This window comes from Polaromonas sp. UC242_47, from assembly GCF_044452385.1.
GTDB lineage: Bacteria > Pseudomonadota > Gammaproteobacteria > Burkholderiales > Burkholderiaceae_C > Polaromonas.
Window position 1 is genome coordinate 1,847,078 of sequence record NZ_JBIOAO010000001.1, and the last position, 15,578, is coordinate 1,862,655.

Genomic DNA, 15,578 nt, shown 5'->3' on the forward strand with positions numbered 1-15,578 from the left:
CAATTTACAGCGTATCGATAAAGCTGCGCAGTTTGTCCGAACGTGAAGGGTGCTTGAGTTTGCGCAGCGCCTTGGCTTCGATCTGGCGAATACGTTCGCGCGTCACGTCGAACTGCTTGCCGACTTCTTCCAGCGTGTGGTCGGTGGACATTTCGATACCGAAACGCATACGCAACACTTTGGCTTCGCGCGGTGTCAGGCTGTCGAGGATGTCTTTGACCACATCGCGCAGGCCGGCCTGCATCGCGGCTTCCAGCGGTGCGGTGTTGGCGCCATCTTCGATGAAGTCACCCAGGTGGCTGTCGTCATCGTCACCAATTGGCGTTTCCATGGAGATCGGCTCTTTGGCGATCTTCATGATCTTGCGGATCTTGTCTTCAGGAATCTCCATCTTCTCGGCCAGGATGCTGGCATCCGGCTCGAAGCCGAATTCCTGCAAATGCTGGCGCGACAGGCGGTTCATCTTGTTGATGGTTTCGATCATGTGCACCGGGATACGGATGGTACGGGCCTGGTCGGCGATCGAACGCGTGATGGCCTGACGAATCCACCAGGTGGCGTAGGTCGAGAATTTGTAGCCGCGGCGGTATTCAAACTTGTCCACGGCCTTCATCAGACCGATGTTGCCTTCCTGGATCAGATCCAGGAACTGCAGGCCGCGGTTGGTGTACTTTTTCGCAATCGAGATCACCAGGCGCAAGTTGGCCTCGATCATCTCTTTCTTGGCGTCGCGCGAGTTGGACTCGCCTTCGTTCATGCGTTTGTTGATGTCCTTGAGGTGGGCCAGCGGCACCACCACGCGGGCTTGCAACTCGGCCAGCTTGGTCTGCAGTTCCTGAATCGGCGGAATGTTGCGCGCCATCACGGTGGACCAGGGTTTGCCGGAGGCGACCTGTTTTTCCACCCATTTCAGGTTCAAGAGGTTGGGCGGGAAGTCCTTGATGAAGACTTCTTGCGGCATGCCGCATTTTTCGACAATGATGCGGCGCAGTTCGCGCTCTTTTTTGCGCACATCCAGCACCTGGCCGCGCAGCAGGTCGCAGAGCTTTTCAATCGTCTTGGCGGTGAAACGCACGGTCATCAGCTCGTCGCTCAGGGCTTTTTGCGCCTTGGCATACGTCGGTGTGCCGTAACCTTCCTTGTCGTAGGTCTTGTGGACCTTGTCGAACAGGACGGCGATGCTGTCGAAGCGGCTCAGCGCTTCTTTTTTCAGCTCTTCGAGTTTTTTGGTCAGGGCCTTGGAGCCGCCTTTGCCGTCGTCGTCGTCTTCTTCGTCGAACTCGTCAAAGTCTTCCTCGGCCACGTAATCGTCGGCTTCGTTGGGGTTGGAGAAACCGTCCACGATGGTGGAGATCACCACCTTGCCTTCGCGGATTTCTTCACCCAGGCGCAGGATTTCGGCGATGGTGGCCGGGCTCTCGGAGATGGCCTCCATCATTTTCATGAGGCCGCCTTCGATACGTTTGGCGATCTCGATCTCGCCTTCACGTGTCAACAGCTCGACCGTGCCCATTTCGCGCATGTACATGCGGACCGGGTCGGTGGTGCGGCCGAACTCGCTGTCCACGGTGGACAGGGCGGCTTCGGCGGCCTCTTCAGCCTCTTCTTCGGTGGAGCCGGCCGGCGCGTTGGCGGTGATCAGCAGGGTTTCGGCGTCAGGCGTCTGCTCGTAAACAGCCACACCCAGGTCGTTCAGGGTGACGATCACCGCGTCCAGCGTCTCGGCGTCGATCAGCTTGTCGGGCAGGTGATCGGAAATTTCGCCGTGGGTCAGGTAGCCGCGGGTTTTGCCCAGCTTGATCAGCGCCTTCAGGCGCATGCGGCGCTTGAGCATGTCTTCTTCGGACAGCACGGTTTCGTCCAGGCCGAATTCCTTCATCAAGGCACGTTCTTTGGCCTTGCTGATTTTCATGCGTAATGGTTTGACCTTTTCAGTCGTTTCCACCACGGGCTCACCGGCCAGATCGTCCTCGATGTCGGACATGTCTTCCTCGCCGTCACCCTTGATGGTCGCTTTAGGCTTGCGGCCACGCTTGGCGCCGGCAGCCGGTGCGGCGCCTTCTACAGCGGCAGCCGGGTTTTTGGGCGGGCGGCCGGGTTTCTTTTTGGCTGGCGCGGCTGCGGCGAGCAGGGCGTTGGCGGCTTCGATGAGCTTGGCTTGGCTGGACTTGGGGGTCACGGTGAGGGCTTTCTTCGGGGGCTTGTCGGATTTCTGGGCCGCTTTGGGCGCCGTGGCTGGACGGCCAGGAGCTGGTTTGGATATGGCGGTTTTTCCGGGTTTTTCAAGCTTGCCGGCCTTGGCGCTTGCCTTGGCAAGCGGCTTTCCAGATGCCAGGGCCGCAGCCTTGGGTTTCACAACGGGCTTGGCGGACTTGTCGGACTGGCGAGCAGGCATGGCGAACTCCAGATGTCAAAACGTCGTATTCAAACAGGCTCCCGGCGCTTGAGGGGCATCAAGGCACGGGCACAAAAAATGCCCGCGCCGTCAGGCTGGGCATTGTGGGCAAGCTGTCTGGGCGAACATTTGGTGTGCAGTCCTTGCGGGAAGGGGGCCCTGTTACCTGTTGGTCCCGATGTCGCGGGGGGCTGGTGCCGGAGGTGCTGCTGTCGCGCTTGCCGTAGCGGAAAAATCGGATTATACCCTGAAGCCTTGTTTTTCGGCGCTCGGCGGGCTGTTTTTAGACGCTTTTTGAGCGTGCCAGCAATTCGCGGTAGGCCTGCATCGCGGCCGGGTCGGTGGCGGCTTTTTCGGCCAGTTCCTGCAGGGTTTGCTGGCGTTTGAGCGCGCCCAACTGCTGCACGATGCTGCGCACCTCGTTCCAGTCGGCCTCTATGCCTTCGGGAATTTGGGCCAGTTGCTGCACCGCGTAGTTTTCCTGCGGGTGCTCGCGCAAACCTTCACGCAGTGCCGCCCAGGGCTGCGGGCCGTGTTCATGCAACTGGCTCTCCAGCCAGACAAACAGCGGGCCGTGCGGCGCCGGCAACTCCGACAGCAAGACATGTTCCTCGTTACTGAGCTTGTCCCAGCTTTGCGGCGCGGTCAGCATCAGGCGCAGCACCCGGTCCTCGCGGCTGGCGGGCAGCATGCGCCCGGCGACGCGGCGCGGTGCGCGGGGGGCGGACGCGTCCCGCCGGAAGCTACGGCCGGACGAGCCGCCGGTAGAGGGTGCGCTGGGCGCGGCCGAAAACGAGGCGGCATAAGCGTCTTCGTCGTGCAAGTCGGCAAAATTGCCGGAAAACTCCTCGAAATGTTCCTCGGGCGCCGAATATTCGGGCTGTTTTAGCCTCTGGCCCTTGCCGGACGGGCGTGAGTCGCTATTGTTTTTATAGCCAGCGGCGGCGGCCGGTTGCCAGAGCTGCAGCAGCTCGCGGCTGTCGATCTGCACGTTGTCGGCGATCTCGGCAAGCAACTGGCGCTTGAGCGTGCCGTCGGGCAACAAGCTCCACAGCGGGCGCGCGTTGCTGGCCATGTGGGCGCGGCCTTCGGCGGTGTCCAGCTCGCAACCTTCGCCGGCGGCTTCCAGCATGAATTTGCTCAGCGGCACGGCCTTGCTGACGTAGGTCGCAAAACCGTCCTTGCCATGTTCGCGGATGTAACTGTCGGGGTCGTGTTCTTCCGGCAGGAACAAAAACTTGACGCTGCGCACATCGGTGGCAAAGGGCAAGGCGGCGTCCAGCGCCTTGCGCGCGGCACGGCGGCCGGCGCCGTCGCCGTCAAAGCTGAAAACCACCGCGTCGGTGAAACGAAACAGCTTTTGCACATGGTCGGGCGTACAGGCCGTGCCCAGGGTGGCGACGGCGTTGGCAAAACCCAGTTGGGCCAGCGCCACCACGTCCATATAACCTTCGGTGACCAGCGCGTAGCCGTGTTCGCGCAGGGCGGTACGCGCCTCGAACAGGCCATACAGCTCGCGGCCCTTGCTGAAAACCGGGGTTTCCGGCGAGTTCAGGTATTTGGGTTTTTCGTCGCCCAACACCCGGCCGCCGAAACCAATACATTCGCCCTTGACGTTGCGGATGGGAAACATGACCCGGTCGCGGAAGCGGTCGTAACGTTTGGCCTCACCCTGTGCGTTTTCTTCACCGGGTTCGCCGGTGATGACCAGGCCGCTTTCGACCAGCAGTGCATCGTTGTAGTCGGGAAAAACACTGGCCAGCGCGCGCCAGCCTTCGGGCGCATACCCCAGGCCAAAGGTTTTGGCGACTTCACCGGACAGGCCGCGGCCCTTGAAATAATCAATCGCGCGCGGCGAGGTGCGCAAATTTTTGATGTAGGCGATGGCGGCTTTTTCCAGCACGCTGGTCAGCGTCGCCTGCTGCTCGCGCGCCTGCGCTGCCCGCGCACGCTCTTGCGGCGATACATCGTCTTCGGGCACTTGCAGGCCGTATTGCTGGGCCAGGTCTTTCACGGCTTCGACAAAGGTCATGCCGCCGTGTTCCATCAGGAAACTGATGGCGTTGCCGTTTTTGCCGCAGCCAAAGCAGTGGTAGAACTGCTTGGACGGGCTGACGCTGAAAGAGGGTGATTTTTCGCCGTGAAAGGGGCACAGCCCCATAAAATTGGCGCCGCCTTTTTTGAGCTGCACATAACGACCGACGATGTCGACCACATCGGCGCGCGCTAAAAGCTCCTGGATAAATGATTGGGGAATGGCCACGCCCGTATTGTGCCTCCAGCCTCATGGGGAAGCGCTGGCATAACGAACGAGACCTTGTTTTAAAAGCAGCTTGGGGGCCAGCGTCCGGTTCTGCGGCTACGATGGCTCTAAAGAGCCTGTTCCCGATCTACAGGGGGTCGCGTTGGGACGCAATCGGGATGAGTTGCTCGCCAAGATCACGCAGCATGGGCTGATGCCCATGCAAGGGATTTGGTGGGCAAATCGCCCGATTTCGTCCCAACCCGCAGGGCAAGTGGATTCTCGGGCGGTCTGCGGCGTTGCAAAATCAGCCAAGGCGCCAGTCTTGGCTTGGATTTTGCGCCTTGCATCCCATCCCGACAATCTACTTGCGTGACCCCCTGTAGATCGGGAACAGGCTCTTAAACCTGACTATCGGAGTAAATTGCCCATGCCCAGCATTTTTGACCAGGACCTGCCACGCACCGAGGCGAATTACGCCGCTTTGTCGCCGCTGTCCTTCATTGAACGCGCCGCCGAGGTTTACCCGCAGCGTACGGCGGTGGTGCATGGCGGTTTGCGCCGGACCTGGTCCGAGGTGTTCATGCGTTGCCGCCAATTGGCCAGTGCGCTGGAGCGGCATGGCGTCGGCAAGGGTGACACGGTGGCCGTGATGTTGCCCAACACCCCGCCTATGGTCGAAGCCCACTTCGGCATCCCGGTGACGGGTGCGGTGCTGAATGCGCTGAACACCCGGCTGGACGCCGAAACCATTGCTTTCATGTTGGACCATGGCGAGGCCAAGGTGGTGATCGTCGATCCGGAATTTGCCACTGTCATGCAACAAGCCCTGGCCTTGCGCCAGTCCACGGCGCCGCTGCTGGTGATTGACGTGGAAGACGCGATGTACACCGGGCCGGTGCTGCGTATCGGCAGCATCCGTTATGATGAATTCCTGGCCGGCGGCGATGCCGGCTACGCCTGGAAGTTGCCGGCCGACGAGTGGGATGCGATTGCGCTGAACTACACCAGCGGCACCACCGGCAACCCCAAGGGCGTGGTCTATCACCACCGCGGCGCGGCGCTCAACGCCGCGTCCAACATCCTCGAATGGGACATGCCCAAACATGCGGTGTATTTGTGGACATTGCCCATGTTTCACTGCAATGGCTGGTGTTTTCCGTGGACGGTGGCGGCGCGTGCCGGTGTCAACGTCTGCCTGCGCAAGGTTGAAGCCCAGGCGATTTTTGACGCGATCCGCCAGCATGGCGTGACCCATTATTGCGGCGCCCCCATCGTGCATGGCTTGCTGGTGAATGCACCCGAGAGCATGAAACACGGCCTGCCCAGCGGCGTCAAGGCCATGGTGGCCGGCGCAGCGCCGCCGGCGTCCATGATCGAAGGCATGGAGGCGCTGGGTTTTGATTTGACCCATGTCTACGGTCTGACCGAGGTGTATGGGCCGGCGACAGTATGCGCGGCGCAGGACGGCTGGGAGAAACTCGACATCGGCGAACGCGCCCGGCTGAATGCGCGCCAGGGTGTGCGTTATCACCTGGAGCGCGATGTGCGGGTGCTGGACGCCTTGACCCTGCAACCCGTGCCCCTGGATGGCGAAACCATGGGTGAGATCATGTTCAAGGGCAATATCGCCATGAAGGGTTACCTGAAAAACGCCCAGGCCACCGAAGAGGCGTTTGCCGGGGGCTGGTTTCACAGCGGTGACCTGGCCGTGATGTACCCCGACGGTTACATGAAGATCAAGGACCGCAGCAAGGACGTGATCATTTCCGGCGGCGAAAACATCTCTTCCATCGAAGTCGAAGACGTGTTGTACCGCCACCCCGATGTGCTGGCCGCGGCTGTGGTGGCCAAGCCCGATGTACGCTGGGGCGAAACCCCCTGCGCGTTTGTCGAACTGAAGGCCGGCGCGCGCACCACGCCCGAAGACATCGTGGCGCATTGCAAAAAACACCTGGCCGGCTTCAAGGTGCCGCGTGCCGTCGTGTTTGGCGAATTGCCCAAAACCTCGACCGGCAAGATCCAGAAGTTCGAGCTGCGCAAGCAGGCCGGCTCGGCGGCGGCGATCGATGTTTGACGGCCGCTACCGTCTTCTTTTTGTTTGAGTTTTGGAGGCGTCTACCTTGTCATTGACCTTTCTGGCGCAGGCCGAACCCTGGTTGCAGGCCATCGCCGGTCTCGCGCTGCTGCTGGCGCTGGCCACGGTCATCCGCCTTTTGGCCTTGTGGCTGTTCATGCCCGTGGTCAGGCGGGTGCGTGTGCGCGCGCAATCCAGGCTCACCGATGTGGTCCTGCACGACGAGGTGTTGCGCCGCCTGGCGCGGATTCTGCCTTTGATCGTGGTGCGCGCCGGGGTGGACAAGGTGCCGCATCTGGATGGCACGGTTGCCACCGTGGTGGGCAACGTGGCCGTGGCCTTCATGGCGATCCAGGTGGCGCGCGCACTGACAGCCATGCTGGATGCCGTGTTGCTGTTGCAACAAGCCAAGGGGCAGGACGGCTCCCAGGCGGCGATACAGAAGGCGAGGTCCATCAAGAGTTACGTGCAACTGGCCAAGCTGGTGCTGATGATGGCCGGTGCCATTGTGGCGGTGGCGTCCCTGCTGGACCGCTCGCCCATGATTGTGTTGTCGGGCCTGGGCGCCATGTCGGCGATGCTGATGCTGGTGTTCAAGGACACCATTTTGTCGTTCACGGCGGGGGTGTTGCTCTCGTCCAACGACATGTTACGTCTGGGCGACTGGATCGAAATGCCGCAGGTCGGCGCCGACGGCGACGTGGTGGACATTGCGCTGCACACAGTCAAGGTGCAGAACTGGGACAAAACCATCACCACCATTCCGACCTGGCGGCTGATGTCCGAAAGTTACAAGAACTGGCGCGGCATGAGCGAGTCCGGCGGGCGGCGCATCAAACGCACCCTGCGGCTGGATGCCAGTTCGGTGCGTTTCCTGGACGAGAAGGAGATGACTTATTTTTCGCGCATCGGTCTGCTGCAGTCCTACATGGACGCCAAGATGGTGGCGGTGCGCGAGGCCAATGCCCAGGCGCGCGCCGAACTGGGTGACAGGGCCGAGTTGTTGGCCAACCAGCGGCGCCTGACCAACATCGGGACTTTCCGCGCCTACGTCGAGGCTTACCTGCGGGCCAACCCGGGTGTGCACCAGGGCATGACCTTGATGGTGCGTTCGCTGGAACCCACGCCTGAGGGCGTGCCGCTGGAGCTGTATTGTTTTACCGCCACCACGGCCTGGGTGGCTTACGAGAGTGTGCAGGGTGACATTTTTGACCACCTGCTGGCGATTCTTCCCGAATTTGGCCTGCGCCTGTACCAAAGCCCCAGCGGCAACGATTTGCGTGTGAGTCTGGCCCGGCGGGTGGAATGAGGCGACCGCGCCGCGATGCCATCAGGCGTGCCATGGCGCCCGGAACGGTCTACAGTGAAGCTTAGAGCCTGTTTACGGTCAAAAGGGGGTCGCGTTGGGACGCAATCGGGATGAGTTGCCTGCCAGCATCTCGTCGCATGGGCCAGAGCCCATGCAAGGGATTTGGTGGGCAAATCGCCCGATTTCGTCCCAACCCGCAGAGCAAGTGGATTCTTGGGCGGTCTGCGGCGTTGCAAAATCAGCCAAGGCTCCAGCCTTGGCTTGGATTTCGCGCCTTGCATCCCATCCCGAGAATCCACTTGCGCGACCCCCTTTAGACCGTAAACAGGCTCTTAACTTCAGGAGAATCTCATGCTCCACTATTCCATCACGCGGCCAGGCGGCATTCTGCGGCTCAACCCCAGCGCGCCCCTGCGCAAAGAAGACTTTGCCGGCCTCAGCGCTGACGTCGACGCCTACCTCGCAGAGAACGCCAAGCTGCACGGCGTGCTGGTTCACGCCAAGGGCTTTCCCGGCTGGGAAGATTTCGAGGGCTTCACCGCTCACATGCACTTCGTCCGCGAGCACCACAAGCAGGTCGAACGCGTCGCGGTGGTCACGGACAGCCCGCTGGCCGGCATGGCAGAGCTACTCGGCAAGCACTTCATCTCGGCCGAAGTCAGACATTTTCCCTTTGCCGATGATGACAAGGCGCTGGCGTGGCTGGAGAACGCCTAGTGGCCGAGAATTTTTGAGAGGAAATCGCGGCTGCGATCCGTTCTGGGTGCAGCAAAAAAGGCCTCGGGCGTGTTCTCTTCAACAATCTGGCCTTCATCCATGAAGATGACACGGTTGGCCACGGCGCGCGCAAAACCCATCTCATGTGTGACGCACAGCATGGTCATGCCCTGATCGGCGAGGCTGACGATCACGTCCAGCACCTCCTTGATCATCTCCGGGTCCAGCGCCGAGGTGGGTTCGTCAAACAGCATGATTTTTGGCGTGAGGCACAACGAGCGGGCAATTGCGACGCGCTGCTGCTGGCCGCCCGACAACTGCAGCGGGTATTTGTGCGCCTGCTCGGCAATACGCACACGCTCCAGCTGCGCCATGGCGATCTGCTCGGCTTCTTTCTTTGGCAGGCCGGCCACCCAGACCGGTGCCAGCGTCAGGTTCTCCAGCACCGTCAGGTGCGGGAACAGGTTGAACTGCTGGAACACCATGCCGACCTGCCGGCGCACGGCTTCAATCGCCTTGAGGTTGTCGCCCAGCACGGTGCCGGCAACGGTGAGCGTGCCTTCCTGGTAGTCTTCCAGCGCATTGATGCAGCGGATCAGCGTGGACTTGCCCGAGCCGGAGGGGCCGCAGATCACGATGCGCTCGCCCGGCTGGACCGACAGCTTGATGTCGCGCAGCACGTGAAAGCTGCCAAACCACTTGTTGACCTTGTCGAAACGGATGATGGGATTGCTCACGTTCTTGTCCTTTGATGTCCCGTTACTTCCCGTTCCTGGCCAGCCGCTTTTCCAGCCGCAGGCTGTAACGCGACATGGCGTAGCAGAAGGCGAAATAGATGGCGGCGATAAACAGGTAGGCCTCGATCTTGAAAGGGCGCCAGTTCGGGTCCGAACCCAGCGCGAGCGACAGCGCACCCGTGAGTTCGTAGAGCGAGACGATGGTGACCAGCGAGGTGTCCTTGAACAGCGAGATGAAGTTGTTCACGATGCTGGGCACCACCGCGCCCAGCGCCTGCGGCAGGATGATCTTGCGCTGCGCCTGCCAGTAGCTCAGGCCCATGCTGGCGGCGGCTTCCGCCTGGCCACGGCCCACCGTCTGCAGCCCGCCGCGAATGATCTCGGCCATGTAGGCTGCGGCAAACAGCGTGATGCCGACAATCACGCGGACCAGCACGTCGGGCGACTTGCCCACCGGCAAAAACAGCGGCAGCATGAAAGAGGCCATGAACAGCACCGAGATCAGCGGCACGCCGCGCACCAGCTCAACGTAAACCACACATAAGGAGCGTATCGCCGGCATGTCCGAACGTCGGCCCAGCGCCACCCCCACCGCGATGGGGAAAGCCAGCACCATGGAGATCACGCTGAGCATCAGGGTCAGCGGCAGGCCGCCCCAGACATCGGTCGGTACTTTTTCAAGGCCGGCCACACCGCCGCCCATCAGCACAAAAAACAGTGCCAGCCCTGCCGCCCAGATCAGGGCCAGCGACGGTTTCCAGAAACGCGTGCTGCAACTGGCCAGCACCGGTGCCAGCAAGGCAAAGGTGGCCAGCACGGGCCGCCACTGCTCGGTCTGCGGGTAGCGGCCCAGCAAGATGAAGCGGGCTTTTTCATGGATGACGCCCCAGCAGGCGCCCAGTCCGCGTGCCGCCTGGCAACGGTCTGCATCCGGCGCAAACACGGCATTCACCAGGCCCCAACTGAAACCTTTCACCACCAGCCAGGCGAACAAGGCCATCAGCAGCAGCGACAGCACGGTGTTGGGCAGGCTGGAGAAAAGATTGCGGCACAGGCTGGCGATGGCGCCGACGGTATGCACCGGCGCCGGCCTGGGGGGAATGGGTTGAAAAGCCTGTGCTTGATCTGGCATGGCTCAGCGCTCCTTGATCGCCGCACGGCGGTTGAACCAGTTCATCAAGGCGGAGGTGATGAGCGATAGCGTCAGATAGACCAACATGATGATGGCAATACATTCCACGGCGCGGCCAGACTGGTTCAGCGAGGTGTTGGCAATCGACACCACATCGGGGTAACCGATGGCCACGGCCAGGGACGAGTTTTTGGTCAGGTTCAGGTACTGGTTGGTCAGCGGCGGAATGATCAGGCGCAGCGCCTGCGGCAAGACGATCAGGCGCATGGCGCGTGCCCGTGACAGGCCGATCGACGCGCCGGCTTCATGCTGGCCTTTGGGGACCGAGGCAATGCCGGCCCGCACCACCTCGGCAATAAAAGCGGCGGTGTAGAGCACGAGGCCCAGCAGCACGGCCATGAATTCGGGGCTGAGCGCCGCGCCGCCTTCCACCTGCATCTCGCCGATCCGCGGGATTTCAAACTGCAGATGTCCATCTGCCCAGCTTAGCGACGGAAAGGCGATGCCGTTTTTGCTCAGAAAGACGCTATCGCCCAGGCTCAAGGCGGCATCGGGCGGCGGCAGGTACTCGATGAAAAGCAGGTACCACATCAGCAACTGCAGCAGCAGGGGGATGTTGCGGAACAGCTCGACGTAGCCATAACTCAAGCCCCGCAGCAGCGCATTGCGCGAAAAGCGGGCGATGCCCAGCAGCGTCCCCAGCAGCGTGGCCAGCACGCAGCCGATCAGCGCCACGCGCAGGGTGTTGACGATGCCGACCAGAAAGGCTTTCCAGTAGGGGCTGGTCGCGTCGTAGGTTAGCCAGCCCTCGCCGATGTCAAAACCGGCCGGCTGCCAGAGAAAATCAAAACCGCTCTGGATGCCGCGCAGACGCATATTGGCCAGCGTGTTGCTGACCAGCAGCCAGCCCAGCAGGCCTATCACCCCCACGGCCAGCACCTGGTAGGCCACGCTGCGCGCCTTTCGGCCGCGCCACGAAAAATGCCGCGTTGCCGCAGGGGCAGGGCGCGGCGGTATCAGGGGAACTGAGGGCTCGGGCATCAACGCACGGGGGGTGCGTACATCAGGCCGCCTTGCGACCAGAGCTTGTTGCTGCCGCGCGGCAGACCCAGCGGGCTTTTGGGGCCGACGTTGCGTTCAAAAATTTCGCCATAGTTGCCGCCGGCCTTGACGGCGCGTGCCAGCCAGTCCTTGTCCAGGCCCAGCAGCTTGCCGGTGTCTTCGGTGGTGCCCAGCAGGCGGCCGATGTTGGGGTCCTTGCTGTCTTTTTGCAAGGCATCGACATTGGCTTGTGTCACGCCATATTCCTCGGCTTCGATCAGGCCGAAGACCACCCATTTGGCCATTGCGAAAAATTCGTCATCGCCGCGCCGCACGGCGGGGCTCAGCGGCTCCTTGGAGATCAGGTCCGGCAACACCACATGCTCGGCCGGTGTCTTGGCCTCCTTGTTGCGGATCGAGGCGAGACCCGAGGCATCGGTGGTGTAGGCCTGGCAGCGGCCGGAGAAATAAGCCGCGTTGGCGGCGTCAAACTTTTCAAACACCACGGGTTTGATGTTCAACTGGTGGATGCGTGAAAACTCGCTCAGGTTTTTTTCAGTCGTGGTGCCGGACTGCACACAGACCGTGGCATTTTTCAGCTGCTTGGCGCTTTTGACCTTGCTTTTGGCCGGCACCATGAAACCCTGGCCGTCGTAATAGGTCACGCCGGTGAAGGCCAGGCCCAGCGAGGCATCACGCGTCAGGGTCCAACTGGTGTTGCGCGACAGGATGTCCACCTCGCCGGATTGCAGCGCGGCAAACCGTTGCTGCGATACCAGCGGCACCCATTTCACCTTGTTGGCGTCGCCGAGTACGCTGGCGGCAATGGCGCGGCAGACGTCCACATCCAGGCCGGACCATTTGCCGCTGCTGTCGGCCTGCGAAAAACCGGCGACACCGCTGCTCACGCCACACACCAGCTGGCCACGCGCCTTGATCGCCTCCAGCGTTTTGCCGGCGTGGGCTGGGGCTGCCAGGGCCACCAGGGCACAGGTGGCGAGCAGGGGTTTTTTAAACAGGTTCAGCATACGGGTCTCCGGAAATTGAGCGTCATTATCGGGTGTGTGGCTTCGAAGCATGTTCGCACAAACCGGCGGACGCGACCCGGGGACGGCGTCGTCCGCAGCGCTCAATCGCCCATCACCCGGCCTTCGCGGCGCGGGTCGGCGCCGCCAAACCAGCCCGTGGCCGTGCGTTGGATGCCCTGCAGGCCGCTGGTCAGGGCCTGCTCGTGTACCTCGTGGCCACGGGCGCGCAAGGCCGCTGTTGTTGCGGCGGGAAAACGTTTGTCTTCCAGCAGGAGCGGGCCGCTGAGGAGGCCAAAGTTCGGCAGGTCGATGGCCTGCTGCACGTTCAGTCCCCAGTTGAAGACGCCGTACAGCGTTTTGGCCGTGTAGTGAATGATCAGCGCGCCGCCCGGGCTACCGGCGCTCATGAGGAGTTGGCCGCTGGCCTTGTCAAACACCAGGGTGGGCGCCATCGCCGATTGCGGCCGTTTGCCGGGCTGCACGCGGTTGGCGACGGGACGGCCTTGCGCGTCGGTGGGCGCGTAGCTGAAATCGGTGAGCTGGTTGTTCAGCAAAAAGCCCCGCACCATCTGGCGCGCACCGAACTGGTTTTCGACGGTGGTGGTCATGGCCAGGGCGTTGCCGTGGGCATCGACGATGCTGATATGCGAGGTGCCGTATTCGGGCTGCGCGGGCATGGGGGCATAAGCGGCTTGTATGCCACCGGGCTTGCCGGGCGGGGCATCCTTCATGCTTTTCCCCCCGGGTTGCTGCGCAATCAGTTTCGCCCGTTCAGCCAGGTAGGCCGGCGCCAGCAGACTCATCCAACTGCCGGCGGGAGGCGGCACAAAGTCGGGGTCGGCGATGTATTGCGCGCGGTCGGCAAACGCCAGGCGCGCGGCCTCGGTGTAAAGGTGCAGCCACTCCGCCGAGGGGGCGGGTCCGGGTGTGCCGGCTGTGCCAGTGGCCAAGGGCAGGCTGGCGGCCCGGGTGTTGTTCAGCATGCCGAGGATCTGGCCGATGGCGATGGCGCCCGAGCTTGGCGGCGGCATGCCGCAGATGCGGTAATCCCTGGCTTGCGCCCGGTAGTCGTGGCACAGCGGCTCGCGTTTTTTGGCCTGGTAGCCGGCCAGGTCGCTGAGCGCCAGCTTGCCGGGATTGCTGGGGTGACCCTGGACCTTGCGGACGATGTCCTGGGCCACCTCGCCTTCGAGCAGTCCGCGTGAGCCCTGGTCGGCTATTTTTTGGAGGACATCGGCCAACGCCGGGTTGCGCAGCACGGTGCCGACCGGCCATGGCTGACCGCTGGCCTGGTAGAAGTAAACGGCGGCCGCCTTGTCATTTTTCAGGTAACGGTCGCTCTTGAGCAGGGTGTGCAGGCGGACGCTGACCGGAAAGCCTTCTTCGGCGAGGCGAATAGCCGGCGCCAACAGCTGGGCCCAAGGCAGCTTGCCGTGTTGCCGGTGCGCCATCTCCAGCATGCGCACCGCGCCCGGCACGCCGACAGCACGGCCGCCGACCACACCTGCGTAAAAGGCCACGGGTTTGCCATCGGCACCCAGAAAAAGTTTGTCGTCGACCGCCGCCGGCGCGGTTTCGCGGCCGTCAAAAGCTTCGACGGTCTTGCCGTTGAAATGCAACAGGAAGGCGCCGCCGCCAATGCCGCTCGATTGCGGCTCGACCAGGCTCAGCACCATCTGCACGGCCACGGCGGCGTCGACCGCCGAGCCGCCGGCCTTGAGCACCTGGTAGCCGGCGTCGGTGGCCAGCGGGTTGGCGGCCGCCACGGCAAAGCGTGTGCTTGCCCAACCTTGTTTGGCGTCGTAGCCCGACGCGGCTTCGGGTTGCTCGGGCGTGTTGGCGCTGAAAGGCGGGGCCGATGTACAGCCCGCGAGCAGCAGGGCCGCGGCCAGAGGGAAGGCAAAGCGTGGGAAGGCTGGCAGGGTCAGGGGGCGAGGGCTGGTCATGGGTGTTCCGGGGTGCATGGCATGTTAAACCCGCGCAAGCCGGTAGCGACCTGACGGGGCAGGCGCCGCCAGTGGATGGCCTTTGCCACGAAAAAAGGCCGATCTGCCTGGGTTAACAGTCAAATCGGCCCCTAGCCCCCGTGGGACGGGCGAAAGCAGCTATTTATTCGATAGCGTTTGCGCTGCAGCGCCTTAACGTGGCGCCAGGCGGATCGCGCCGTCCAGGCGAATCACTTCGCCGTTGAGCATGTCGTTTTCAAAAATGTGCTGCGCCAGCTTGGCATAGTCCTGCGGCGTGCCCAGGCGGCTGGGGAAGGGGACCGACGCGGCCAGCGAGTCCTGCACTTCCTGCGGCATGCCGAACATCATGGGCGTGCCAAAGATGCCGGGGGCAATCGTCATGTTGCGGATGCCGTTGCGCGCCAGATCGCGCGCGATGGGCAAGGTCATGCCGACAATGCCGCCCTTGGAGGCGCTGTAGGCTGCCTGGCCGATCTGGCCGTCATAAGCCGCGACGGAGGCGGTGGAAATCATCACGCCGCGCTCGCCGGTGGCTTCGGGTTCGTTTTTGCACATGGCGTCGGCCGCCAAGCGGATCATGTTGAAGCTGCCCACCAGGTTGACGGTGATGGTTTTGCTGAACACGGCCAGGCTGTGGGCACCGTTTTTACCGACGGTTTTTTCCGCTGGCGCAATGCCGGCGCAGTTGACCAGGCCCATGAGTTTGCCCAGGGACACGGCCTTGGCCACCACGGCCTGACCATCGGCTTCCTGGCTGACGTCGCATTTGACAAAAGCGCCGCCTATGTCCTTGGCGATGGCTTCGCCTTTTTCAACCTGCATGTCGGCAATCACGACCTTGCCGCCTTTGGCGGCCAGCATGCGTGCCGTGCCTTCGCCGAGGCCGGAGGCGCCGCCGGTGACGATGAATACTTTGCCTGCGATGTCCATTGT

Annotated in this window: 11 protein-coding genes; 3 read left to right on the plus strand and 8 right to left on the minus strand. The window is 62.5% G+C overall.

Annotation, left to right across the window (positions count from 1 at the left end; all coding sequences use genetic code 11):
- Window positions 1-4: 4 nt before the first annotated feature.
- A complete protein-coding gene (rpoD, locus tag ACHMXK_RS09095; RefSeq protein WP_397439609.1) occupies window positions 5-2,395 on the minus strand; it encodes an RNA polymerase sigma factor RpoD in 2,391 nt (796 codons plus the stop codon).
- A gap of 283 nt (window positions 2,396-2,678) precedes the next feature.
- On the minus strand, window positions 2,679-4,658 hold the full coding sequence (gene dnaG / locus ACHMXK_RS09100; protein ID WP_397439612.1) for a DNA primase: 1,980 nt from the start codon (window positions 4,656-4,658) through the stop codon (window positions 2,679-2,681).
- A 409-nt stretch (window positions 4,659-5,067) separates the two neighbouring features.
- On the opposite strand from dnaG, the gene ACHMXK_RS09105 reads away from it, so the two are divergent.
- The 3 genes from ACHMXK_RS09105 (at window position 5,068) to ACHMXK_RS09115 (ending at window position 8,740) form a co-directional block, all read left to right on the plus strand.
- On the plus strand, window positions 5,068-6,714 hold the full coding sequence (locus ACHMXK_RS09105) for an acyl-CoA synthetase (protein ID WP_397439614.1): 1,647 nt from the start codon (window positions 5,068-5,070) through the stop codon (window positions 6,712-6,714).
- Window positions 6,715-6,760: 46 nt separating this feature from the next.
- Window positions 6,761-8,023 (plus strand): mechanosensitive ion channel family protein, encoded by a 1,263-nt coding sequence (locus ACHMXK_RS09110; RefSeq protein WP_397439616.1) that lies wholly within the window; start codon window positions 6,761-6,763, stop codon window positions 8,021-8,023.
- Window positions 8,024-8,374: 351 nt separating this feature from the next.
- Window positions 8,375-8,740 carry an STAS/SEC14 domain-containing protein gene (locus ACHMXK_RS09115; RefSeq protein ID WP_397439618.1) on the plus strand — a complete coding sequence of 122 codons (366 nt, stop codon included), beginning with the start codon at window positions 8,375-8,377 and terminating at the stop codon, window positions 8,738-8,740.
- Here ACHMXK_RS09115 and ACHMXK_RS09120 read toward each other — a convergent pair.
- The 6 genes from ACHMXK_RS09120 to ACHMXK_RS09145 all read right to left on the minus strand — a co-directional run bounded on the left by ACHMXK_RS09120 (window position 8,737) and on the right by ACHMXK_RS09145 (window position 15,575).
- Window positions 8,737-9,477, minus strand: a complete 741-nt coding sequence (locus ACHMXK_RS09120) for an amino acid ABC transporter ATP-binding protein (RefSeq protein ID WP_397439620.1) — start codon at window positions 9,475-9,477, stop codon at window positions 8,737-8,739. The two genes, ACHMXK_RS09115 and ACHMXK_RS09120, sit on opposite strands and share 4 nt — an antisense overlap.
- A gap of 22 nt (window positions 9,478-9,499) precedes the next feature.
- A complete protein-coding gene (locus ACHMXK_RS09125; RefSeq protein WP_397439622.1) occupies window positions 9,500-10,609 on the minus strand; it encodes an amino acid ABC transporter permease in 1,110 nt (369 codons plus the stop codon).
- Window positions 10,610-10,612: 3 nt separating this feature from the next.
- On the minus strand, window positions 10,613-11,650 hold the full coding sequence (locus ACHMXK_RS09130; RefSeq protein ID WP_397439624.1) for an amino acid ABC transporter permease: 1,038 nt from the start codon (window positions 11,648-11,650) through the stop codon (window positions 10,613-10,615).
- Window positions 11,650-12,678 (minus strand): amino acid ABC transporter substrate-binding protein, encoded by a 1,029-nt coding sequence (locus tag ACHMXK_RS09135; RefSeq protein WP_397439626.1) that lies wholly within the window; start codon window positions 12,676-12,678, stop codon window positions 11,650-11,652. Before ACHMXK_RS09135 ends, ACHMXK_RS09130 begins: the two co-directional genes overlap by 1 nt.
- Window positions 12,679-12,779: 101 nt before the next feature.
- Entirely contained in the window at window positions 12,780-14,624 is a 1,845-nt protein-coding gene (locus ACHMXK_RS09140; RefSeq protein ID WP_397439628.1) for a gamma-glutamyltransferase family protein, read from the minus strand.
- Between the two features lie 192 nt (window positions 14,625-14,816).
- Window positions 14,817-15,575, minus strand: coding sequence for a 3-hydroxyacyl-CoA dehydrogenase (locus ACHMXK_RS09145; RefSeq protein WP_397439630.1), 759 nt, complete (start codon window positions 15,573-15,575; stop codon window positions 14,817-14,819).
- Between the last annotated feature and the right edge of the window lie 3 nt (window positions 15,576-15,578).